Annotated in this window: 25 protein-coding genes; 20 read left to right on the top strand and 5 right to left on the bottom strand. The window is 59.4% G+C overall.

Annotated features, from left to right (window positions below):
- Positions 1-131 precede the first annotated feature (131 nt).
- The 6 genes from NF876_RS01080 to NF876_RS01055 all read left to right on the top strand — a co-directional run bounded on the left by NF876_RS01080 (position 132) and on the right by NF876_RS01055 (position 2796).
- Complete coding sequence (locus NF876_RS01080; RefSeq protein WP_262267163.1) at positions 132-380, top strand: hypothetical protein; 249 nt, start codon at positions 132-134, stop codon at positions 378-380.
- 156 nt (positions 381-536) lie between these two features.
- The gene (locus NF876_RS01075) at positions 537-824 is read left to right on the top strand and encodes a hypothetical protein (RefSeq protein ID WP_262267162.1); all 288 of its coding nucleotides are present in this window, start codon (positions 537-539) and stop codon (positions 822-824) included.
- 88 nt (positions 825-912) lie between these two features.
- Positions 913-1092, top strand: coding sequence for a hypothetical protein (locus NF876_RS01070; RefSeq protein ID WP_262267161.1), 180 nt, complete (start codon positions 913-915; stop codon positions 1090-1092).
- 47 nt (positions 1093-1139) lie between these two features.
- Positions 1140-1559 (top strand): BA14K family protein, encoded by a 420-nt coding sequence (locus tag NF876_RS01065; RefSeq protein ID WP_262267160.1) that lies wholly within the window; start codon positions 1140-1142, stop codon positions 1557-1559.
- A gap of 238 nt (positions 1560-1797) precedes the next feature.
- The gene (locus NF876_RS01060) at positions 1798-2208 is read left to right on the top strand and encodes a BA14K family protein (protein ID WP_262267159.1); all 411 of its coding nucleotides are present in this window, start codon (positions 1798-1800) and stop codon (positions 2206-2208) included.
- Between the two features lie 165 nt (positions 2209-2373).
- Positions 2374-2796 (top strand): hypothetical protein, encoded by a 423-nt coding sequence (locus NF876_RS01055; protein ID WP_262267158.1) that lies wholly within the window; start codon positions 2374-2376, stop codon positions 2794-2796.
- Between the two features lies 1 nt (position 2797).
- On the opposite strand, the gene NF876_RS01050 is transcribed toward NF876_RS01055, so the two are convergent.
- Positions 2798-3190 (bottom strand): hypothetical protein, encoded by a 393-nt coding sequence (locus tag NF876_RS01050; protein WP_262267157.1) that lies wholly within the window; start codon positions 3188-3190, stop codon positions 2798-2800.
- A 70-nt stretch (positions 3191-3260) separates the two neighbouring features.
- Between NF876_RS01050 and NF876_RS01045 the strand changes: the two genes are divergently transcribed.
- From NF876_RS01045 to NF876_RS01005, 9 genes are all read left to right on the top strand, one after another.
- On the top strand, positions 3261-3704 hold the full coding sequence (locus NF876_RS01045; RefSeq protein WP_262267156.1) for a hypothetical protein: 444 nt from the start codon (positions 3261-3263) through the stop codon (positions 3702-3704).
- 237 nt (positions 3705-3941) lie between these two features.
- Complete coding sequence (locus tag NF876_RS01040; protein WP_262267155.1) at positions 3942-4952, top strand: hypothetical protein; 1011 nt, start codon at positions 3942-3944, stop codon at positions 4950-4952.
- A gap of 90 nt (positions 4953-5042) precedes the next feature.
- A complete protein-coding gene (locus tag NF876_RS01035) occupies positions 5043-5378 on the top strand; it encodes a hypothetical protein (RefSeq protein ID WP_262267154.1) in 336 nt (111 codons plus the stop codon).
- 12 nt (positions 5379-5390) lie between these two features.
- Positions 5391-5822, top strand: a complete 432-nt coding sequence (locus NF876_RS01030; RefSeq protein ID WP_262267153.1) for a hypothetical protein — start codon at positions 5391-5393, stop codon at positions 5820-5822.
- A gap of 70 nt (positions 5823-5892) precedes the next feature.
- Positions 5893-6147, top strand: coding sequence for a hypothetical protein (locus NF876_RS01025; RefSeq protein ID WP_262267152.1), 255 nt, complete (start codon positions 5893-5895; stop codon positions 6145-6147).
- 1 nt (position 6148) lies between these two features.
- A complete protein-coding gene (locus NF876_RS01020) occupies positions 6149-6370 on the top strand; it encodes a hypothetical protein (RefSeq protein ID WP_262267151.1) in 222 nt (73 codons plus the stop codon).
- A 141-nt stretch (positions 6371-6511) separates the two neighbouring features.
- On the top strand, positions 6512-6952 hold the full coding sequence (locus NF876_RS01015) for a hypothetical protein (RefSeq protein WP_262267150.1): 441 nt from the start codon (positions 6512-6514) through the stop codon (positions 6950-6952).
- A 47-nt stretch (positions 6953-6999) separates the two neighbouring features.
- Positions 7000-7356, top strand: a complete 357-nt coding sequence (locus NF876_RS01010) for a hypothetical protein (protein WP_262267149.1) — start codon at positions 7000-7002, stop codon at positions 7354-7356.
- 47 nt (positions 7357-7403) lie between these two features.
- Positions 7404-7529, top strand: a complete 126-nt coding sequence (locus tag NF876_RS01005) for a hypothetical protein (RefSeq protein WP_262267148.1) — start codon at positions 7404-7406, stop codon at positions 7527-7529.
- Between the two features lie 70 nt (positions 7530-7599).
- Here the strand turns inward: NF876_RS01005 and NF876_RS01000 are convergent, their stop codons facing one another.
- On the bottom strand, positions 7600-8547 hold the full coding sequence (locus NF876_RS01000; protein ID WP_262267147.1) for a hypothetical protein: 948 nt from the start codon (positions 8545-8547) through the stop codon (positions 7600-7602).
- 2091 nt (positions 8548-10638) lie between these two features.
- On the opposite strand from NF876_RS01000, the gene tnpC reads away from it, so the two are divergent.
- Positions 10639-11922 (top strand): IS66 family transposase, encoded by a 1284-nt coding sequence (gene tnpC, locus NF876_RS00995; protein ID WP_262267146.1) that lies wholly within the window; start codon positions 10639-10641, stop codon positions 11920-11922.
- Positions 11923-12131: 209 nt separating this feature from the next.
- Here tnpC and NF876_RS43075 read toward each other — a convergent pair whose 3' ends face one another.
- Both NF876_RS43075 and NF876_RS00980 read right to left on the bottom strand, forming a co-directional pair.
- Positions 12132-16478 (bottom strand): calcium-binding protein, encoded by a 4347-nt coding sequence (locus NF876_RS43075; RefSeq protein WP_315974988.1) that lies wholly within the window; start codon positions 16476-16478, stop codon positions 12132-12134.
- A gap of 208 nt (positions 16479-16686) precedes the next feature.
- Positions 16687-17370, bottom strand: coding sequence for a GntR family transcriptional regulator (locus NF876_RS00980; RefSeq protein ID WP_262267145.1), 684 nt, complete (start codon positions 17368-17370; stop codon positions 16687-16689).
- A 679-nt stretch (positions 17371-18049) separates the two neighbouring features.
- Between NF876_RS00980 and NF876_RS43070 the strand changes: the two genes are divergently transcribed.
- Positions 18050-18502, top strand: coding sequence for a cell wall hydrolase (locus NF876_RS43070; protein ID WP_315974987.1), 453 nt, complete (start codon positions 18050-18052; stop codon positions 18500-18502).
- 254 nt (positions 18503-18756) lie between these two features.
- Here NF876_RS43070 and NF876_RS00970 read toward each other — a convergent pair whose 3' ends face one another.
- The gene (locus tag NF876_RS00970; RefSeq protein ID WP_262267144.1) at positions 18757-19230 is read right to left on the bottom strand and encodes a hypothetical protein; all 474 of its coding nucleotides are present in this window, start codon (positions 19228-19230) and stop codon (positions 18757-18759) included.
- A gap of 355 nt (positions 19231-19585) precedes the next feature.
- Between NF876_RS00970 and NF876_RS00965 the strand changes: the two genes are divergently transcribed.
- The 3 genes from NF876_RS00965 (at position 19586) to NF876_RS00955 (ending at position 23355) form a co-directional block, all read left to right on the top strand.
- On the top strand, positions 19586-22084 hold the full coding sequence (locus NF876_RS00965; RefSeq protein ID WP_262267143.1) for a MobA/MobL family protein: 2499 nt from the start codon (positions 19586-19588) through the stop codon (positions 22082-22084).
- 92 nt (positions 22085-22176) lie between these two features.
- Positions 22177-22962 carry a histone H3 family protein gene (locus NF876_RS00960; RefSeq protein ID WP_262267142.1) on the top strand — a complete coding sequence of 262 codons (786 nt, stop codon included), beginning with the start codon at positions 22177-22179 and terminating at the stop codon, positions 22960-22962.
- A 36-nt stretch (positions 22963-22998) separates the two neighbouring features.
- The gene (locus tag NF876_RS00955; protein ID WP_262267141.1) at positions 22999-23355 is read left to right on the top strand and encodes a DnaB-like helicase N-terminal domain-containing protein; all 357 of its coding nucleotides are present in this window, start codon (positions 22999-23001) and stop codon (positions 23353-23355) included.
- Positions 23356-23440 lie beyond the last annotated feature (85 nt).

Here is a 23440-nt window from a genome sequence, read left to right as displayed (position 1 = left end):
GTAACGGGAATCGTCCCCGGTCGGCCGCCTATGCTGGGGAAATCTGACCGATCTTGTCGAAGTTTGTCTGATTTGGGCTACAACTGAGTAAAGGGGAGGATGACGCTCCCCAAAATCATCGGGGGAAAACGATGTTCTCGTTTCTATCGCAATTCTTCCTGGGAGAACCGCCGCAGGCGCGAGACTTCAATATCGGGGCGATCTACCACTCCCCGAACCTCCATGCGTTCTTCATGTTCGGTCTCATTCTGCTCTGCATGTGCCTGACACCGGCAGCGGTGACCCTCTGGAAATCCCAAAGGCAAGGATGGGCCAGTATGCTGGGCCTGGTGGCTGTTATTGGGGTCGCCATTGCGACAGGGGGCGTTTACGCCAGCTGATATTCAGAGGCGAAATACCCGAACCTTCAAGGAGCGCTGGCGAAGAAAACAGCCGCCGCCGGCAGCACAACCTCCCGCACCTTCGATTAACCCGGGTGCTGGCTGAGTAAAAACCCCAAGGAGCCACTTGCCCGTCAAAGGAAGGGAGGGCGGTTCGTGTCCGAATTCATCATTGAGGCGACGATCACAGGGCCGCAGGCGACCATCGGCGAATTCAGATCTCAGTTTCTGGGTTCCTTTCCCGCCATCAGGAAAGACAACTCCGAGGAGATCATCGTCGCCCTATCGGGGGGCGACCAAGACCCCCGTCCCACTCTCCTGAACCTGTCCAGCGAATTCCCCACCCTGACTTTCTCAATTGTGGAATACGCGGCCGATCTCGGGAGAGAGCAGGTATCCCATCGTTGGATCGCGCAAGACGGCGAAGCGCACTCGGGCTTGTAGCGGCTCAAACCCTGGCGTTCGGGGGAATCCGGTCTGATCCATCGCACTGGGAATGTCCGGAATCTTACTTCGGATCATGAGCGTGAAGATGAATTCAGAAAAATCCCCAGAAAGGATCAGGACAATGGCGCGCTTCAACCCGGTTCAGGCAGCTCTCGCCAACGCACGCAGCCAGGGCCGCAGCACCCACAAGGTTATCGACACCCGCCGCAAGGGCAAGGGCGTCCCCTACAACCGCGCCGCTGCCAAGCGCCGCGACGACTACTGAGCCGGCCCAACCTTCGCCCTCCATCGTCGAAATAGAAAGCAGCCTCGATGCGCAAGATCGCGACCCTGTTTCTCGCCCTGCTGACTCTCGGCATCTCCTTCGCGGAAGCCACAGCGCAATCCCGGTACCCCGGGGGCTATGCTGAAAGCCGGTACGGCCGGGATCGATACTCCGGCTATGAGCGCGGGTATCGACCTCAGTATGCCGAGCCCCGTCACTATGGCCGCCCTCGACACTACCTTGGGGACAACGGCGACGCCATCGGAGCAGGGATCCTGGCACTGACCCTAGGCGCAGCCGTCGTGGGCGCGATCGCCAACCAAGCACAGGTCCAGGCTGCTCCACCTCCTCCGGCTACAACTGACCCCCAGCTCGCTGCCTACTGCGCTCGTCGGTTTCGATCCTACGATCCAATGACCGGGACCTACCTGACGGGAGCTGGGGAACGCTTCGTCTGCACCTATTGATCGATGGCGCTCTGACGCCAGGGAAGAGGCTCGACTTGAGCCTCTTTTTTTATGTTCGGGTCAAGAAACCCAGCCGCCGTCAGGATTACGAATTTGTAATCCCCCACGGGCGCTTCGTTCATCCACGATTTATTTCCGCCCCCCGATAATCTGTCCTATAAACCGAAGCGCCAGACGGAACGGCTATCACCATGCCGGACCCGTTTGGACCTCACAGGTAAAGGTCAATCAGACGATCATGCGTAAGCTAACTTCTCTCGTTCTCGCCGCCTCTGTCTTAGCGGCTCCTGTGTCTCAGGCGATTGCAGCACCCCGCGCCAAGATGCCGGAGATCACCAAGCAGTACCCGGGTGAGAGCTACACCCAATACCGCCGGTACTACGGCGGTCCGCGCTACTATGGCGGCCCACGCTATTATCACCGCCACGGCGGAAACGGCGGCGCGGTTGCTGCTGGCGTGCTTGGCCTCGCCGCTGGCGCTCTGGTCGCTGGCGCGATCGCCAACCAGGCACAGGCCGCTCCGCCGCCGCCTCCCGGCACGCAGGATCCGCAACTCGCGGCCTACTGCGCCCGCAAGTACCGGTCGTACGACCCGGTCACGGGGACGTTCATGGCAAACAACGGCTATCGCTACGTCTGCACCTACTAATCGGCTTGGTACAGGGATCACGCAAAGAGGCTCCTTCGGGGCCTCTTTTTTATGGGCGTATCGTCAAACCTCTGGAAACCAGACCAATCACGATCCGGGCTTTCTTCAGTTCCTCTAAAATCATCCCATCGATCCGATGATTTGAGAAACCCCGAAAGGTTCGAAATGACCGATGCTCCCGCCTCCCAGCCGCAGGACCTCCCGAGCGATCCGATGACGGATGTCGGTCACCTCCTGATCCGCGCCTATAATGGCGACCAGTTCGACCCGTTCTTTGTGGTCGGTCACCCGAGCCGGACAAAGGAGCCGAACGTCATCATCCGATCCTGCTTCTATTACTCGATCCTGATGACGCCGAAGATCACGATGATCTACGACAACAGCGGCCGCGGCGGCATGTGCGACATGACCGTCGACGAGATTCCCGTGATCTGGAAAACGCCCGCTCTGCTCGAAAGCCTGGGAACGACCTTCGAGGCCCTTCAGGATGGTACCGCCGTCATTATGGCGACAGAGGCACCGAAACCGGACATCGACCTCTGGGCCCGGATTGCCGAGGCCGAAGGGAAGGTCCTGAATGCCGCCTGACTCAGCGCAGCTCCCTCCGGGGATAGGAATACTCGTTTTGAGATCCATCCTCGTGCCGCTCGACGATCCGGACCCGCTTGCCCTTGTCGAGAACCTCAACTGTCACGACGCTATCCAGCGGATCGGTTCGCCAGCGGCCGGTTTCGGCGGCCCAGATCACCCTGGTCCCCTCCAGACGGCAACGATATTTCCAAAGCGTCCCATCCGACGGGCGATTATAGGAGACGATGGTGATCTCTCCTTCGGGCTGGGCTTTCATGATGGACGGCTTTCTGCCCATCACGCCGCCCATTGCCGCACGACAAATCTCGCCTCGCTCGGCGGGAGTGAGTTCGGCTGCATAAGCCGGTCCTGCCACGGCTAACCCTACGACCAGGATTCCAAAACGCTTCATCGCTATACCCATCTGAATTCTGGTATGGGGCTACTAATACTCGATCGATTCCGCTCTCGGATTACCTGCTATGTTGCCGAAATTCCATAAGCCACTTCTCATAAGCGCACTGCTTGGTGCCACTCTGAGCGGAGTTGGGACAGGCCCTACCTCTGCCGGTGAGCTCTATATCTATGAGCACAACCAGTCGGTCATCGACTGGTTTGTCGTCGGAGATAAAATCAAGGCAACCTATTCCAAGCCAAAGGCCAGCCTCGCAGCGGCAGGGGTCAAGGAGGGGGCAGTCCTTTTCGAAGGGGACTACGAAGGAAACCGGATCGTCGGCACCGCGTTCGCTTTCAAATCCGGCTGTGCCCCTGCCGCCTACCAGGTGATCGGTATGGAGCAGGGAAGCCAGATCATCCTTCGCGGTCCGGGCCCAGTCAGATCCAAGACCGGATGTGACGTCATCGGCTACTCCGCAAAAAGCCCTCATGCTGAACTGACGTTCCACTATTCTGCCACCCACCATTGATCGTCAGGCCCTTGCCTGCCTGCTGGATCCCGCCGGGTCAGCCTGTGTTATGATCCGCAGTGATTCAAACGGACGGTTGCAGTGATGGAGGCGTCACTCCTTAGCAGCTTCGCTTGCCATGACGGGCAGGAAAGCCTCGTCCTCGGCCAGAGGCCGGACGGCTCCATCGCTCACATCTCGGAGGTGCCGCGAGGGACGGCCTGCGAGTGCACCTGTCCCGGCTGCGGGGCTCCCCTCGTGGCCCGGAAGGGAGAGGTTCAACACCACCATTTCGGTCACCAGGGCTCTGAAGACGGACGGCCCTGTAACACAGGACCGGAAACCGCCCTGCACAAATTCGCCAAGGAGGTTCTGGAACAGAAGCTACACCTCTTCCTGCCGACCCTGGACCTTTGGGACGGTCCCGAGAGGTGGGTGGGTTTCGAAGGAAAGTCCTATGAATTTGACGCCGCCGTCCTGGAGTACCGTCTGGGGGGGATCATTCCCGATGTCATCGTTCGAAAGGGAAACAGGGACCTGATCGTCGAGTTTGCCGTCACCCATGAGTGCGGGCCTGCCAAGATCGCCCAAATCGCCAATATGGACATCAGCGCCATTGAGGTTGACCTATCCAAACTGCCGCGCGACACCTCGCGGAAAGGGCTCGAAGACGCCATCCTCAGTTCGGCCCCGCGCAAATGGCTCCACAATCCAAAAATCAGGGAAGGGCAGCGGGAACTTGAAACCCGTCGGCGCCGGCGAGCCGACACACTCTCCCGGCAGGTATCTCCTCTTGTGAAGGCCTATCGAGGAGCTCTTGAGAGCCACCGAACCTCCCGCAATTCGTGCTTGGCGGTCGGCCGCATCGAGAGCGATGGCATGGAGAAGGCGATTGGCTACGATGTCCCCGGATCGGGTTGTTTCAAGGTCCCACCACGCGACTGGCAGGCAACCATCCTCTCCGGCGTGATCGAACAGGCTGTTGTGGGGAGATCCGCCCATATCACTATCAAGGAGGCGCTCCGGAAACTTAAGGATCGAGGCTGGATCAACTTCCGTTTTAGCCGGATCTCTGAAGACCAGGCGGCTGCACTGCGGGAAAGCTCGGTTCAATTCGAATTTCCGGAATTCGCAATTCAGGCGTGGGCCACCGCCCTCTCACGCCAAAGCATCCTTGTCCCCGTCTCCAGCACCGGACGCTGGATTCTCCACCCCATGATCGTCAAGGAGATCCAATCCAAGCGCCTCGCCGATAAACAATCCGGATAATCGCTTTCCCATAGCACCGGAGGATGTTTTCGATTTCGGGATCATTGCCGCGAACAGATGATCGGACCAATCCCCGAAAGGATCCTCACGATGGATGCGAGTCGCTACTCCCTGAAGCTCCACAAGGACTTCCCCGGCAAGGGCTGGCTCCTTGAGCTCCACATGAACGACAGCGACGAAGAGGATGTCGCCTTCGTCGAGACGTTCCGCGCCACGGCCTTTCGCTATCTCGGCGCGGCACCCCACGGGTTCATCCGCCACGAGGACGGAAAGCGCTTTGTCGATACATGCTGGTTCCTGCAGGGGGAAAGCTCCGACTGGCTGATGTTCGAGTTCTGGACCAGCGACCAGACGGCAATGCTCGACGGGGTTATCCGCGTCATTGAGGCGCTGGAGACCCAGGGCGTATCCGTCGTTTTGCAGTGATATAGTGCCGCCATGGCCGATCACTTCAAGTCCACCTACTATGTGCTCGATCCCAAAGGGACCGTGCATCGGATCAAGACCAAGACCATCGGAGAGCTAAGAGCCCTCGATAGCTTCCGCCGCCAATGCCTGATCCATGGCTATACGGCCAAGGACGAGGAACAGGTCGAGGCTGACATCGAGGCCAAGATCTATGAGCAGATCTTTGGTGGGGACGTGATCAAGCACGAGGTCCAGCACGCCTTCCTTGAGGCAAATGGCACGCTGGTCGATCACGACAATCCAAATTCGTTCTTTGAGGCCATCGGTTATAGCCGCACCTTGAAAGACCGCTGCAAAAGGCAGCACAAACGATACATGGAGGACGGGAAACTTCCGGGCGGCGGCTTCGTCTGCAATGATCCAGCCCCCTACCATGTCGATCTGCCAGGGTTCTCCGCCTAAGAGCCTCATCTCCTTTCGGGACATGTCCACGAACCAATGATTGGGCAAAACCCCGAAAAGGAGATTGGACATGCGGATCCGGCGCTTCAGCAGCTTCGACAAGACCATCGGATCCGATCGCGACACCCTGGTCAGCGAGTTCCTGGACGTCAGCACGGCCACGGACCACGAGTTTCCCAACGAGCTCGGTCGCCAGCGTTACGCCCGCTACATCCATGCGGTCGGCTGCCTCCAGTATGGCGACAAGTTTCTCGCTGACCTGGAAGCCGTTTACGCCAGTGGGGTCGTGCAGCGCCCCACTTTCCAGGTCGGGGAGGCCGCCTGATATGGACGCCGCAACCCAACACACCAACCCGTCCATGACCTATGAGGCGTGGAAGGCTCAGGCTGTCTCCTACGCCTGGACCACTTACCTCCTGCCAGATGACTGCATCGAGGACGATAGATTCCAGCCTGCCTACTCCGCCGGCGACACGCCGGAGCGGGCGGTCGATGACCATTGCCAGCGATACGACATCAATAAGGTCGGCCCGTTGGGCACGATGTGAAATCAGAAACCCGCCCCGACAAAGGGCGGGTTTTCTTATGCTCCGACTTCCAAACCCCATCGCCCTGATCCCGGCTCATCTCAATTCTCGATTGGGATTGTGAAGAGATGATCGAAAAAATCCCCGAAAAGGAGCAAGGCGATGGACACCCTCGAGCAATTCACGGTTCTATCCGGCATTCGCATCCAGGTTCTGGCCCAGGCTATCGCCTGCAAGACAGCGTTCGCCCGTGACCTCCATGAGCGTCTGGCGCAGCAGCTCGCCTACATCTGCAAGAAGCTTCGGCTGGAGATCGCAGTCGCGGCCCGCTTCGGGGACGAAGACGAGGGTGCCCTCAGCTGGGAAGGCCCGGATGAGATCCACCTGATCGACAGCCTCTACATCGATAACGGGACCCGCGAGTACCAGATCAACGGTGAGAACTGGTACTCGCTGGAGGGAGACGGCGAGCCGATCGCCTCGCCCGCGACCGCCGAGCAGATCGAAGGGCTGGCCCGCTTCATCGAGGAACTCGCCCAATACGGCGTCCTCGTCACGGCCAACTACGTCTTCATCCCCTGCGAGGAGCAGATCGCGGCCTAAGGGTCGCACCTCCCATCGCGTCGATCTCACAGCTTCGGAGAAAAGGCATGACTGCCGCATCGCTCAACAAGCCGGCCCCGCTCATCTGGACCGACCGCATGTCCACCGGCATGAGCCACTACACCTACTTCGGCGGCCGGACCCCAGGCGAGCAGATCGTCTACGTCCTGCGCAGCGATCTCATCCTGGAAAAAGGCACGCAGGAGCGCTGGGAAGTCTCCTGGAACACCGGCTGCTATCCGCGCCGCCTTCCGGAGACCCGGTACCATCCGACCCTCTGGGCCGCAGTCGAAGCCGCCGAGGCGGAAGTCGCCCGGATCACCGCGCAGCCGAAACAGCCCTGCCGGGCCTGCGGTCCGCACTGCGACATCTGGAACGAGAGCCAACTGGACCTCGCCGCCTGAGACCTTTCCCCTCGACTCCCCTCACGACAACAGAAAGGATCCCGTCGATGTCGATCACCGTGAAACGTCCGAGAAAGCGCTTCCCCTGGAAAGGCATGCTGCTCAAACGGGACTGCTACCGTGACCTGAGTACCTGGTGGAGCGAGAGCTTCTACCGCCGTAAGAAAGCCTGATCCGGTCGAGACGCAAGAAGGCCCCCGAAACAGAGGGGCCTTTTTTCATGCTCGCGCCTTCAAACCCCTGCTACTGGGCGGCCAGTGCATAACGAAGTTCGATCTCGACGTCAGTGACCTCTTGATCCAATCTCCGTGCCTCTGCAATCACCTCGTCGGTCCACAACATCCGATTCCGGCCAAACTTCTCAAACAACTCTTCCTGGGCCTTTTCAATCTCGCGACAACGATCCCGCAAAGCCTGGATCTCGGGCGTGACAACCGGCTCGACAACCTCATCCATTTCTGTATTCGGCACGAGATAGTAGTCGCGGTCCTGATTTTGTACGGCCCGATATAGGTGCTCTGGATACGGCTGCCCTTCTTCCCAGGTCTCGGGGTCGAAATCCGACCAATCTCGCTCGGCCTCACCAGCGTTAGCAGAGAACGTCACCGCCGCTTCAATATGAACAGTGGCCGGTTTCGGCTTTTCAATAGGATCAACCTTCGGCGCCTCGACAGGCTTTGCCCTCTGCTCGACGACAGAGGGAGGCTCTGTAGACGCTAGGGGTACAGCAGCATTCGTCTCCTGAGGAGAGACAGTCTTAGGCCTCGACACATCCGACTGCTCTGACTCGCAGGTCCTCATAGATAGAAGGACACGAGCCTCTTTCTCGCTGAGCCCTGGATTGGCAGCCATGAATTCCGCGAGTTGCTCTTCGGTGAAGCTGCCCTTTGGCACGACAAAGCTATTGGTCACCCGGAAGGCGCGCCTGCCCTCCTTCAGAGCCTTCCGGTGCTCCGCTACAAGCACCTTCTGATCGGCCAGCTTTTTCTTCTCAGCCTGCTTGGCCGCGAGCCGACGCGCGATCGCCCGTTCGCCTTCCTCACGGATCTTGGCCATCTCAGCATCGATCTGGTCCATGCGCAATTGCACACGCTTCTCGATCACGCCGGGACGCTCGGCGCCCCAGGAGTAGCGCTTCCCGTCCTTGCGGGCCGTGTTGACTGATACTGATCCGGTCGCAGCAGCGCCCATCACAAAGCCTCTCACTTCGTCAAAAACAGGAGGCGCGCAGTTGGACTCACACCTCCGAATTAAACCGGAAGGTAGCAGCCTTATGGCCAAGATTCAACGAAGTGAAACCCGGAACGTCGAATTCAACTGACACTCAAACGGCAGTTATCACCAGAAACCTCCTGCCAGTCCCGCATGCCGGAAAGGCAGATGGCCGGAAAACTGACCTGTCGCAGAAATGGCAGGTCCGAAATTTCTCACCTGACAGCCCAAAGTAAAACGGCCTGACAGGTTGGTTCCCGGCCGATCTTTCGCACTTCGGGCGAGCGACAGGTTCGAAAACTGGAGGCCTGTCACATCTTCTCCGGCCTGGCAGACACCCCAGCAGCCCTCCATCCTCTCTTGCTGCTCTCTGGGAGGCAGTCCGTCCGCGATCGAGCGATGGTCGACAGCACGCAGTCCGCGCTTGCTTCATAGACCCACGCGACACCCGCTGCCTGGTCCGATCGCACTCCGGCTGGATCCCTCGTCAATTGAGCTGCCTGTCCCTTCAGATCGGACATGAAAGGTCGAATTTGACACCACCTGTCATCAGTTCCGGCCCAATCTGTCAGGTCCTGTTACGACAGACCTTTCATTTGGGCGACAGGTCATACATGCGGGCACCTGTCATAGCATCAGCCAAACCCTTACGAGGCAAAGGCTTGGCTTCTCGGCCACTATCATCCTGCTACACATGCAGGAGGAATCCGAGCTCGCCTGTTGCCAGGAGCCAGCGACCGACACGCTCCCTTAGACGGGCCGGCACGGTCACGGCTCTGCCGGGGCAAGTGACAGGTCTGGGGCAATGCGGCCTGACACACCGAGCGGCCGACCAGCCCGTCCCGCCAGTGCCATCGAGGCCGAGGGCCACCCTCCCCGCCTGGTCGAGGCACACCAAAGGACCAGACGATCTGACAGGTCGAGAAACTCCCTGCCTGTCAGCGGAGTGACAGGTCTTGCCACAACCGACCTGTCACCCATTCTCCTGTTAGATCGCAGTCGATCCTAGTCGCTGCAGCTCCCGGATCTCCCGAGTGCACCGGCCGGACTCGCCAGCTCACTGGCCAGACTCCATTCGTGCAAAGTAAAACCCCTGTTCGGAGCGTTCAGAGAACGCCACTGGTCTTTTGCTTGGCCTGAATACATATCCTTTGCTTGACGCCCGTCGTATCGAAGAACAGCGGGTGTGCCCCCGCGATTCTGCTGGAGCGTAATCACATCAGTTTGTACTGTCGGAATACGTTTTCACGGCAGAGATAGACGCGCTCTCACCGTGTGCGCGTCTCCAAACCCGCCCGGAGCGGCCTGGAGGCCGGTCGAGGCAGGACAGGCTCAAAGACTCTCGATCGGCTCGGGAGGGGCCACAGGCCCCGTTCTACGTCCCGCATGACCCTACCCCGCCGACGGGCATAGCCTGCGGCTGTCGGAACACCTCTGAGGCTCACAGACCCCTAATAGGAGGGGTCCAGAGGGAGGTTTAGGGGCAGGATAATTTTTAGGGCCCAATACCGCAAATCTGATGCACCTACCGGTTCATCCAGATTTGCTGTCACTTACATTGGGCTCTGCGAGGCTGTCCCGGCGCGCTTTGGCTGAGGCCAAACCGCACGATCCAGGCGGATCGTGGCCGGGTACGGGCGAGGCATCCGACTGCTGAACGCAGCCCTGCCTCGCCATCCGGACGCGAAAACCGCGTCCCTCGTGAATACTATGTGATTACTTGCCGTCGCAGAACGCTCCGGCTGCGGGCGGACGACCAGCGTCCGCATGCTCTCTCGGCCTCTGCCGCTCTCAAGAGCGGCTCGGCCCGGCTGACAAGCAGCCTCTGGAAGGGGTTAGGGCCATCTCGGCGAGGGTTGCTGCAGGGCCATTCGGCCCCCGATAGCGCCATCCTTCTTTCCAGCCCACCCCAGGATCCTGAACCTGCAACCTGGCCCGGACTTGTTCTTTCACAAACGCCGCCGCGAGCGCTTCGCATCACCCGTTGCGGCGCTCACATAGATCGGAACCTTGATCAGCGTAATTACCCACGCCCTTGTCAGCAGGCACAATTCCTGAATCCATGGGGAGATGGATCGCACTGATTTGCAGCGTCTGAGCAAGGAAGAGCTGATCGAGCTGGTGCTGCGGCTGCAGCATCCGCCAAAGACCTCGCGCACATCCTCCAAGCCACCCTCGACCGATCGCAAGCAGCGTCGGGATCAGGCCAAGCCCGGCGGGGCCAAGCCGGGACATGAAGGTCACAGCCGGATCCTCAGCGCCACGCCCGATGAGGTGGTCGAGCATCGTCCTGACCGGTGCTCGGGCTGCTCGGCTGTCCTGATGGTGGATTGGCCGGCGGAGACGATCAGCATCCACGAGCAGATCGACCTCCCGGAGATAACGCCCCGCGTCACCCAACATCGGCGCCTGGCGGTGTGCTGCCCCGCCTGTGGAACGCGGGTCGTCGCGCCCGTGCCGGAGGCCGCCAAGCGGACACCGTTCGGGCCGCGCGTCCATGCCATGGCGACTTATCTCAAGACCTTCCAGGCCCTGTCCTACGAGCGGCTGCAGGGCACGTTCGCGGACCTGTTCGGGCTCACCATCAGCCAAGGCGGCCTGATGAACATGCTGCGCCGGGCGCAGGACGCCTTCGCAACCGAGCGCGACAAGGCGGTTGCGGCGTTACGCCAGGCCCGGGTCGTCGCCTCCGACAAGACCGGCGTCCGGATCGAGGGCTGCAATGCCTATCATTGGGTGTTTCGCTGCGCCGAGGCGGTGGTCCATCACGCCTCGCCGACCCGAGGCGCTATTGTGGTCCGGACCATGATGGCCGGACACCGGCCCGAGGTCTGGTGCTCCGACCGCTATAGCGCACAGCAGGGCCATGCCGACGCCCACCAGACCTGTCTGGCTCATCTTTCCCGCGACGTCGCCTATGCCGATGAGGCGAGCGAGGATGTCCTGCCCTCCCGCCTCAAGCTGTGGCTGCACCGGGCCTTTGCCCTGGCGGAGGAGGTCGCAACCCTTGCCGCCTCGACCCTGGCCCGCAAGCGCCGCGCCTTGGAACGAAGTCTGGATGATATCCTGGCCGCGCCGACCTCCTGTGATCTCGCCCGTGACCTTCAGAGCAAGGTCCGGCGCGCTCGCGATCAGCTTCTGACCTTCGCCCACTGGCCCGGATTGGTTGAGGCAACCAACAACGCCTGCGAACGCGCGCTCAGACCGGCCGTGATTCAGCGCAAGGTGACCAACGGCTATCGGGCGATGTGGGCGGCCGCGGGCGAAGCAGACATTCGAACGGTCGTCGACACGGCGCGCCTTGGCCCGGAAACCAACGCGTTCAAGACCATCCTTCAGACCGTGTCCGCCTGAACCTCAGCTCAAAATGGGGCGTGGGTAATTACTGATCAGCAACCCGTTGGTCTTGAGATGACCGGGATGCTACTGCTTGCAAGGAAGCAAAGTCAGGGACCGCCGACCCCGACGTGATACGCGGGATGTGTCGTGCCGGGAATACGCGGAAAGGGATGGGCCAAGAGCCGAACGGTGCGACTCTCCCATCGCCATGGCCTGGCGGTAGCCTAAGCGATCTTGAAGTCGTACGCGCTGAGCCACAACCATTTGTCGATCTTGGCGAACTGAACCGCCTTGCCGGTCCCGCTGCCATCGGCGTCATAGTAAAGGGCGCCCTTAGCCATGTCGTAGATGATGCGATCGTCCGCGTCCGAGGCCGCCTTCCCCCACGTGAATGCGTCGAGCCCGAGCGTTCCCTGCTTGCCGAGTGCCTTAAAGACCGACCGGTCCAGCCAGATTGTATCCGCGGCGATGCTGAACGATCGGATCGTATCGATCTCACCCTTCCCGAGCTTGGTGTCGAAGACAAAGGCGTCTCGACCGGCGCTGCCCTGCAGCAGATCCGCTCCCTCGCCCCCGGACAGGACGTCGTCGCCAGCGCCACCATCCAGCGTGTCGTTGCCGTCCCCACCATAAAGCCGATCCTTCCCGGAGCCGCCATCAAGGCGGTCCTTGCCGTCCCGGCCGTAGAGCTTGTCGTCCCCGGAGGAGCCATAGAGCCGGTCCTGCCCCTCATTGCCGGTGAGCACGTCATTCCCCGACTTTCCGTCCAGGAGACTTCCGACCCTCGAAGCGTAGAGCTTGTTGGCAAGCGAGTTGCCATAGCCGCTGATGGCGTGACCGGTCAGGTGGAGGTTTTCCACGTTCGATCCAAGCCTGAGGTTTACGGAGCTGTACACCGTGTCCGTGCCGCCTCTCACGCTCTCCAGAATCCGGTCGCCGGACGAGTCGACGATATAGGTGTCGTTACCGGTCCCCCCGGTCAGCAGATCAGCTCCGCCGGCGCCATCGAGGCGATCGTGCCCTGCGCCGCCGGAAAGCGTGTCGTTTCCTCCTCCGCCCGTCAGAACGTCGTTTAACGCACTGCCGATGACGTGAAGATTGTCAGGCCTGACCGGGTCAGGTTCGGTCGGCGTGGGATCAACCGGCCCCGGATCAACTGGTCCTGGATCGACCGGGCCCGGGTCCACCGGGCCGGGATCGACGGGCCGCTCGCCAATGACAAGGTTGCTGTTGGCCGCCAGCGATCCCGATGTTCCCGGGCCAGGCAGCGCAAGGTCGGCGCTGTTCCCCGACACGCCGGCGATGGTGGCCCCGTTCAAACGGAGAGCGCCACTCTCCAGATAGTCCAGATCGCCTGACAGGTCGCCTGGCTGCACCGTGTAATGGAAGACCAGGGTGTTCGTCCCCGACCCCGAAACGAACGACGCGAAACGGTCGATTAGACCGGTTTCGAGCGCGAGCGTCGGCAGGCCTGCACTCGTATCCACCACCACGACCTTGCTGAACTCCACAGCGATCGCAATCTGATCCCCGGCCGAATAGGTGCCGGCTGCCGTGCGAGCGGCAACGTTGATAACCTTCGGCCGAGCGGCATCGACGGTCCAGGTATAGGTGGCCGGTGTCGCATCCATGTTGCCGGCGGCATCAATGGCTCTCACCGCCAGTGTGTGACTGCCGTCGACGAGACCGGTGATCGTAAATACGTCCGAGGCCGCGGCAAAGCTCGACCCGTCGAGGCTGACCTGGAAGGATGCACCCGCCTCGCTGGATAAGAAGGTGAAGACCGCGTTGGAATTCGGTGAAGTCCCCGGCGGGCCCGCGGAGATCGTTGTCTCTGGAGGAACCCCGTCGACGAGCACTTGCGCGGTCGACCCGACCCCGTTGAGGATCGTTTCCGCGTCCAGGCCCCCCAAGCTTTGGACCGTGCCGCCTTTCAGGGCCAGGGAGCCGATTGCGATGCCGTTCGCGTCCAGGTCCCCGGTTGCCGCGACATAGCGGAAGGTCAGTGCTCCTGTTCCTGATCCGCCAAGGTACGATGCTTCGACGACCTTCGAGCCGACAACAAGGGCAATGCTGGGTGCCCCGCTGACAACCACCGCCTCAGTAAAGGCTAGGGTAAAATCCAGGGCGTCCCCGGCCTTATAGGTCCCATTGGCAGGCACAGCCACGGACGAAACCTGCGGGACACTCGCATTGTAGATGATCGTATTGGCCGAGAGCGCGATTGCCCCGGTAGCGCCCTTGAGCGTCAGGGCGTAGTCGACATCGTCCACCCGGAATGTCAGCGTCTCACCGGAGAGTGACGCGCCCTGAAGTGTGCCAGTGGTGATCCGGATGCTCTCGCCATTCTCGATGTCCGTGATGACGTCCCCGTCGAGTTCACTCGCTTTGCCCTCGAAGAGATCCCGTCCTCCGCCACCCGTGATGGTATCGTTGCCGAGACCGCCGTTGATCGTCGATGAACCTGACTGAGCCGTGATCTTATCGATCCCGGTTCCACCGATGATGGTCTCGGCGTTCAGGATTGTGACCGTGTTGGGTGTATCGCCCAGGCTGATACGGTCATTCCCCGCGCCCGCATCGAGCGTCTCGACCGCTCTAAAGATGATGGTGTCATCGGCCTCGCTGAGGATGACGTGATCGATCCCGGTGCCGCCGATCAGGATCTCGACGGCTCTGACAGTGACCGTGCCCCCGGCATCACCCAGCAGAACGACGTCCATTCCGGCCCCGCCGTCGATGCCCTCAACGCCGCTCGCAATGAGCGTGTCGTTGCCTTCACTCAGTGTGATCTGGTCGACGCCGACGCTCCCGATCAGCGTCTCGACATTCCGGATTGCGACAGTCCCACCTTGGCCAATGAGCGTGACGCTGTCGCCGCCCAGTCCGCCATCGATGCTCTCGATGCCACTCACCGAGACCGTGTCATTGCTGCTGCTTAGAGTAATGTGATCAACCCCGGCACCGCCAATGAGCGTGTCGATCAATCTGACAGCGATCACGTTGCCGTCGGCTCCGAGGGTAATGATATCCGAGCCCGTTCCGCCGATGATAGTCTCGGCGTTTAGGATGGTATACGTGCCACCGCGGTCTCCCAGGATGATGCTGTCATTTCCGGCACCCGCATCGAGGGTCTCAACGCCCACGGTGATGAGGATGTCGTCGCCATCGCTCAGGAACACCTGATCGACGCCGCTGCCGCCCAAGAGGGTTTCGACATTGTGCAGAGTGACGGTGCCTCCCTGGTTTCCAAGGGTAATGGTATCGCCACCAGCCCCGGCATCGAGGAACTCGATCCCGGTCATGAAAAGGGTGTCATTCCCGCTGCTGAGCGTGATCCGATCAGTCCCAGCTCCACCGATGAGCGTCTCGACCTGTCTGACGGCCACGACGTTGCCGCCATCGCCAAGGGTCACGGTATCGGATGATGCCCCGCCGATGATGGTCTCGGCGTTCAGGATTGTGACCGTATTGGATGCATCGCCCAGGCTGATCGTGTCGTTGCCGGCGCCCGCGTCGAGGGTCTCGACCGCTCTAAAGATGAATGTGTCATCTGCCTCGCTGAGGGTGACGTGATCGATTCCAGTGCTGCCAACCAGGATTTCAACCCCTCTGACAGTGACCGTGCCCCCGGCACCAGCCAGGAACACGACGTCCATTCCGGCCCCACCGTCGATGCTCTCGATGCCGCTCGCAGTGAGCGTGTCGTTGCCGCTACTCAGGGTAATTAAGTCGACGCCGACACTCCCGATCAGCGTCTCGACTTGGCTTACAGCCACCAAGTTGCCGCCATCGCCGAGGGTCACGATATCCGATGATACCCCGCCGACGATGGTCTCGGCGTTCAGGATTGTAAGAGTGTTGGATGTGTCGCCTAGCCTAATCGTGTCGTTGCCAGCCCCGGCATCAAGAGTCTCGACCCCCCTTATGAGGATCGTGTTATCTCCGTCACTGAGGATCACCTGATCGGTTCCCGATCCGCCCACCAGGGACTCGACGTTTCTGACAGAGATTGTGCCCCCGGAATCACCTAAGACGACGAGATCCCCTCCTGCCCCACCGTCGACGCTCTCGATCCCGGTTAGCTTGATAATGTCATTGTCGTTGCTGAGGGTGACCAGATCAGTACCAGCCCCGCCGGTCAGCACCTCAACGCCGGTGATCGTCAGGGTGTTTCCGGCATCTCCCAGGGAAACACGATCGTCGATGGAGCTTCCGATGATCTGTTCGATACCCTCGACATAGAATTGATGGGGTATTCCGCCATTCTGAACGATGGTGAGACTATCGACTCCAGACCCGCCGGCGAGGGTGGTGATACCAGAACCAGAAACGGGTTTGACCACGAAAGCATGGCCTGCAGCAGATCCTAGGATTGTTAGCGGAGCGGCCGTGAGCCCTACCGCGTCTATCGACTGTACGGGCTCTGATCCCCCATCGACGGGAACATTGCCTCCGTTCAATGTAACAATGACGCGCCCGGTCTCGTCGTACCGGACGTGGACGCTGTCTTCGGCTTCGCCTCCAGAAAGGAGCAGAACACCATTAGAGACGGACGCGGAAAACGTCATGAGAGGCTCCGAGGAGACGGCAAAACTGCAATTAGGTGGGATCAGGCGGAACTGGAGATATTCAGGTTGGTAACGCCCAGCCTTAGGACCGGCAACTGAATAAATACCTTAATCGCTCCTGATCGTCACGCTCGCCTTTGCGCCTAGATTGACGAACGCCAGCTTCCCGAAGTGCTTTACTCTCTGTGACATCGCCCCCTGACAGGGGTCAGACTTTATCCGAGGCTCGGCGTCCGTACCTGACCTGTTGGGCCTCGCCGATCACAACCCGGGTGCTCTGCACATGCCGGCGCATGAGTAGTTCGGCCAAAGGACCGTCCCCAGACTGGATTGCCTCGAATATCCGTACGTGCTCGAGATGCCGCTCCTCTTCCCTTCCCTCCTTCCGGCCCCAGTGCATCCGGTAAAGAATCCGATTGTATCGCCAGAAATCATTGTTCATCAGGCGAGCGAATTCTCGGTTCCCGGAGATCTGAATGATCTTTTGGTGAAAGTCGATGTTAGGCTCATCACCAGCAGGCTCGACAGCCTCCCCTAATATCTGGGTGGCCTCCTGATCGATAATTGCTTTGAGCTCCGCAATATCCTCCTTTGTCGCTCTCAATGCCGCCTTGAAAGCGGCTCTAGCTTCCAAGACCTCTCGCAACTCATAAAGATCGGCCACATCCTCCGGTGTAAACACCGTCACCCTAGCGCCTGAATAGGGATGGCTCTCAACAAGACGCCTCTCCTCGAGCAAGCGGAGCGCCTCACGTACTGGTGCCCGGCTCACGCCAAGGCGCTCGGCCAGCGCCGCCTCCTTAAGCTGTGCTCCCGGCTCGAACTCGCCGCTGAGGATTGCGGCAGCGATCTTTTCCGCAACGATGCTGCGAAGAGAGAGGATGTCGCTCATAGAAGCGAAGCCATTGTAGCCATTCTCACTTTATAACGTCAGATAGAGGACAATCCGGCCACTTGTCGCCGGTTGTGGCATAAATGTGTCTGGACTCTGGCCGCCCTTGGTATACAAGGTGACGAAGTTTAGTTGCGTAACAGGAGACGCCCATGTGCAGGGTCGTTTCGAATCCGGATTTGCCCTTCGAAGGCATGGGTAACCTATTCGCCGTATGCCCGATGGATCCCGCGAGCGGCCGGCGACTGCAGATCACGCCTGCTTCCAACACGCTCGCCTCCCACAACCTCAAACCGTACCTTCGGCTCTGATCATTCCGGCAATTGTCGACAAGTGGCTAAGCCCCATCGGCGCTTAAACACCCCAAACGTCAAATCGCCGGTCCTACCTGTTCCCACCAAACGAGCCATCCGAGCCAATTCACTCAGCCTAAACGTTCAGCCCATCGAGAAACTGCTTAGCCAAGTTCCCTTTCGGGTTCGTTACTCCCAGAGCCTTGTCGACCAAGAACGAAAGCCACAGAATTCCACCCTAACCGCGATCGGCAGGCTCAACAGATCCCGGCACGATCCTAAAAACACCGCCGAACCAACTGCCCGATGCTCTGGCCTAACGGCGGCGAAATAAACTGCCATTATCCGAATTGTCGTTACGGACCAGCTCTGCGCTAAAAAGGAGCATGACCCGAAACGCAAATCATAAATCAACGTCGCGCATCTGGACCGCCAGCATTATTTGCCTAGCGCTTGGCGGATGCCAAAGCGCTCTATTCAGACAGGCCGAGCCAGTCTCTTCCTTCCAGACAAGTGCCCAAGTCCACGCACCTCTGCCAAAGGAGACGCAAAAGCAGATCACGCTGGTGAGCAGCAGCGCCCATGAATGTCTAGCTCGCGCAATGTACTTCGAGAGCAATCGAAACAGTGATGACGGAATGCTGGCCGTTGGAACTGTCGTCATGAACCGGGTCGCGTCTCCTAAGTACCCAGACACGATCTGCGAAGTTGTTGGTCAAAAGGGGCAGTTCGCCAAAGGCGTCCTGACTAAGCCAACGCCGGATCCAGGATACTCGCGCGCAAAGATGGTCGCGTCTGAGGTTCTTACCGGCGCCAGGCACAAAGCCGTTGGTCGATAGCTGTATTTCCACACTGCCGGGTTCCGGATCCCATACAAGGATGCTCAATATCTGTTAGTGGCCGGCGGGAACGCCTTCTACACCAGGGGCGCGACGACGGATGAGTCGATTCCGACCTTCGTCACACTGAAACTTGCGGCGCTTCAGTTCTCATCAGTCCAGTTTCTTCAGTGATATAACGCAAAAAGGCCGCCCAATGGCGGCCCCCTGCGAACACCCTTACGAACTCATCGAGGGGTCTGGTGCGTCAAAGTTCATCTCTGCGTATTATCGATAACGTTGACATTGCTTGCGACCATCGTCAGCGAAACAACGCGCTCACCATCATCTTCGGAGTATGCGAACGGAACGATCGTTCCACGCACCTCGATCAAATCACCTATGTTCAGCGAGGACATCATATCCTCGATCTTCGCTGGCTCGCGCACGACGATCGTCAGCTCACACGCGCCATCTTCTGGGATATCTCGCAAATTCTCGGACGTTGCCAGGGCGATCTCCAGAAATTTTCTCTGGCGCATACCCAAGACCCGACCGCCGACATTAAAGCCTGCCCTGTGCTTAGGAAGATCAGCAAAAACTTCGTCCATTCGATCCACAAAGCGTTTGTCCCGAGCCACAACGCTTGTTGCGGCCGCGACGGCTTCCGTAAGCCGGGAGAGACTTCCGCTAATCGCGATCGGATGGAAAACCGATTCTCTTATACCGTCGTCAGCATGTTTGCCCATTTCTTTGTTGCCCCTTTTGGGTGGTTGATTGAGCCCGTTTTAGACGGGAGCGTTATACGCGGTAACTCGGATTCTAACAAAGCTGAATCCCATTGATGGTAAACAGCTGAACCATCAATTTTAGCAACCATCGACAGGCCCAACGAAAACGTAAAAAACGCAATGTTTCCGATGAATTAGCACAACAATCGTTCGCTCACTCTGCAACCGGAAAACTGCACCATTTTGAGTCAGTTTCAAACTGACCCAAAGCGTGTCAGCGCAGGTTAAGACCGAGGTATAAAGATGCCGCGGCCTGCTTTAATTCGCAGTTTTGTGGTAAAGCACGCAAGGAGTTCAATTTGCAAATCAAACGATGACTGAGCAAGAAGCTGAAGAAATGGTTCGCCGCGATACCGCTCGCGCACTGGCAATTTCAGGCCGGATCGCGGAGGCTGAGCGTAGAGCACAGGAGCGGGTGAGGCGTCACAGCACATCGCCGAAGAATTTGAAAGCTATGCTTGATGCGATGAAGTCACCTGGGCTTAGATCGGCCAGAGACTTCAATCGGTCTATGGCCTTCAAGACCGCACCGAGGCCCCAGGCCCCCGATACTGGCGGGGTCACGTTTCACTTTTCTGTGACGTCAGTATCTAAAACAAATTATACAGTTGCGGCTTATGCTGGGCGCACTCCATCCGGTAGTGCCGCTCAGCACGAGAGTTACATTGAGCGCGACGGCGCCGCCGAGACGTTCGTCGACCCAGAATCCTTAAAGTTCGCGGAACAGCGGGATGGTCTAGGACTTGGCGAGGGCCAATCATATATCGAACGGGATGCCGCGTCAGAAAAGCATGAGGAAAACGAGGCCATCGTCGTCTCGTCGTTCGGGAATATAGGAGACTCTAAGGAAGATCGACTAGAGTTCTGGCAGAAACTGGAACGAGCCGAGCGTAGTCCGAAAGATCACAAGTTCACGATTAACCCCTTCCGTGGTGCCGCCTTCTGGGAGGCGATCGACCGCTATGCCAAGTCGGGACATGAGATTCCCAAACCGTTGGCCAAAGCTATCGAAAACTGCAAAACCGAGGTGACGCCCTACGAGGTCCACCTAAAGGACGCCGAAGCTATCGCTCTCCTGAAGTTTGCTCACACGATGGGGGACTTCCTAACGGACGGCGCCATAAAGGTTTCGCTGGGACGCGGCGGACGTGTCCAGACCCGTATCATTGCGGAGCTCCCCCACGAGATCACCGCGGCTCAACGTCTAAAACTGGCCAAGGAATACTGTTCTGAGTTCGAACGCCAAGGACTTCCCTACTGGGCCGTTATTCACGCGCCTGACAAACATAACGACCGGCGGAATTTTCATATCCACATTGCGCTAAGCGAACGACCCGCAAAACAGATGGTAGACCCTGCGACGGGCAAGGTTACCTGGGACTTCGAGATCATAGAGACATTCCGATCACAGAGTCGAAACTTACGATCTCGGCGCCCTTTCATGCAGGACCGGATCCGCGAAATGAGCAGTCTCGCCTGGGTCGGCATCGAGCGGCGCCGGTATAAGAACATTCTAAACAAAGCCCTGGAGGCTGCAGGCAGCTCGAAGCGCTACGACCATCGCTCCTACAAAGCCATGGGCCTCACCCAGAAGGCTAAGAAGCGGATCGACCCGAAAATCTACGCTAAGGAGCGCAAGGGCCAAGTCACGGAGCAGGGTATCGAGGCAGCCCGCCAGCAGTGGATAGATGCAGCGGCCGAACTCGACCAGCAATCCAGACAGGCCGCTACCACGGCGGTCAATGCGAGCTATAAGAACCGAGCCTTCTTTACTGCCCTCCACTCAGCCGGGCACCCGGATTCCGAACGATTTCAACGGCTTATCCGCAGGTCGGCCGATCTTTACAGCCTTGTGATGTCGGCCGTCGCCTCCCAAACGGCGGCAAACTTTGTGGCTGACAAGATGGTGTCCCGAGCGCGTCTCAAGAAACCCGCGCAGAGGACTAAGATCGATAGGGTTCTGATAGAGGTGGCCGCGGAAGTCAGAGCCACCGAGGGCAAACAGTTTGGCGCACTTGCCGACCGTTTCGCGGCTGAATACCGTGAGAAGGCCTCGCAGATCGCCCATATCCGCGCCGACTTCGCCAGATCATTCCAAAAGCAACTCTTCGGCCAGTTCCTCGATATGGTTGCTCCCAGCAATCCGGCGCCTGGCCCGAAGCCGCGCCGCCGCGGGATGTCGCTCGAGGAGATCAGGGAAATGACTGCAGGATGGTTTCCGAAGCACACCAGCTTGTCGGATTCCCCATCCAAACCTACACCGCAGCCTCCTCAGGAGTCGGCCGTCGATCGCTACCTCGGCAAGAACTTCTTCAATCCGAAGAACGCGGGCAAGATGCCCGAAGGTGGGCCGAAGCCGGTTTCGGCTTCTAAGCCTTCCCAGGTGAAGGAAGCGACCAACAAGCCGCAGGCTCCAGCTGCACCGGCTGACAAAGTCGTCGACCCGAAGGTATCTACCGTGGAACCGACGGCTCCGGCACCACAAAAGCCGCGAGTCGCTAAACCGCACCGGCCCGCACCAGCCCCAAGTCACGCACCAAGCGAAGGGGCTGAGCGTGCTTTGTCGGGCCAGATTGATCAAAAAACACCAGCCAAAGCCCCGGCTCCCCCGATCGTTGAACCGCCGCGCACGATCCCTGAGGTTGCCTCCGTCCCGGTGCCAGTGGCCGAAGAACTCCCGAGGAAGAAGCGGAAGCCGCGGAAGACCGGCGCTGAAGAGGCCCAAGAGCAGAAGCCTGCTGCCGCAGACACGGAAACCCGCCGTCGCGCAATCCTCGCCCAAAGGCGGCGCACACGTGGCAAAGGCCGATAGATTGCAGTTTAATTCTCGCTTTGTTCTTTTAATTCGGAGGAGGCTTGATACTTTAGCAGGTATCAACCTCCCCGGTTCAGGAATCGACGCGAATGTTCGACGCGCAATCGCTGGTGGATCTCTCCAAAAAGGGTCAAAAGCAGATCGTCGTGGCGATCCGGCTTGCTGCGGCCCTAGCTGAGAAGGGGCGCTCTATCAGCCGCCATGAGGCCGCAGCCCTTTGTCGAGTATCGGAACTCGTTTTTGAAGAGGTCCGCAAAGACCTTGAGGACTTCTTCACGATTCATGCAGGCCGGATCACGTTTAAGGATAAAGACAGCCTGCCCGCGCCGTGGGAGATCGATGACAGCAAAGCTGACCAAAGGGTCGCTAAACATCTCGAAAGCCTGGTGAAGCGTTACGAACAGCTCAATGCCGATACTCCAAAGGCCCGTGCAATCCGTGACCTCATCGCTCTCGGGATCGCGGAGCAACAGGCCCCAAAAACCTATCACTGGCTCGCCCAAGCCCACGGTCATGATCGGTTGATACAGGCGATCGATTATTGCAAGCCGCTCAATCCGGCAGAGCCTGTAGGGATGTTGCTTAACTGGCTTCGACGCACGGCCGGAACGCCCGCATCTACCCTGCGCGTACCGAAGCCCAACGTCGTGTTCAAATTCGTCAAGCCGTCCAATCCCGAAGCAGCGAAAACCGAATTCATCGGGTGGGAGGCTCCGCCAGATGGAATGGATCCATCGAGCCCCGAATTCAAATGGCCACAGGGAGCCCGTAGACGCATCTACCGGCAGCGCACGGGGCATATCCGGTTGGAACTCCCTCCCCCTGATGTGCCGATCCCATCGGTTCAAGAAGATATCGGCTTCCACGTCCGCTGACCTCAACCCGCCACAGTTCCAGACGGCAGTCCAAACATGAACGCGTACGATGAAATTATTGGCGCAGTCCTCCGCGAGCCAAGCCTATACGAGAAAGTGCGATTTCTCAGTCCGGGTGACTTTGTCCAAGACGACCATATCCAGATCTGGGGCGCGATCCGTGAAAGCGTCTCCGAAGGGCACGACCCGACGCCAGAACGCATTGCCGCTTCCACCTTCCTAGATGACCAGGATCTTCCCCGCCGGCTGATCCACCGAGCCTCTGCCAACGTCGACGCCCTGATCCGTCAGGCGCGTCTGATCTCCGAGGAGCGGAGTAGAGGTCGAGCTATCACCATAACCCGTGTGGCCCTTACTGATCCGGATTGGGTAATCTTGAACTACGCGGCATAACGGAACGACGGATGCTCGAAGTAGCTGCGGATCCGGTCGGGCAACCTGGCAAGCCGGCGCATGTGGCTGATGACGGCACGCTTGA

This window comes from Microvirga yunnanensis (genome assembly GCF_025460875.1).
The sequence above is the reverse complement of the archived record's forward strand: the minus strand, read 5'-3'. Positions and strand labels throughout refer to the sequence as shown.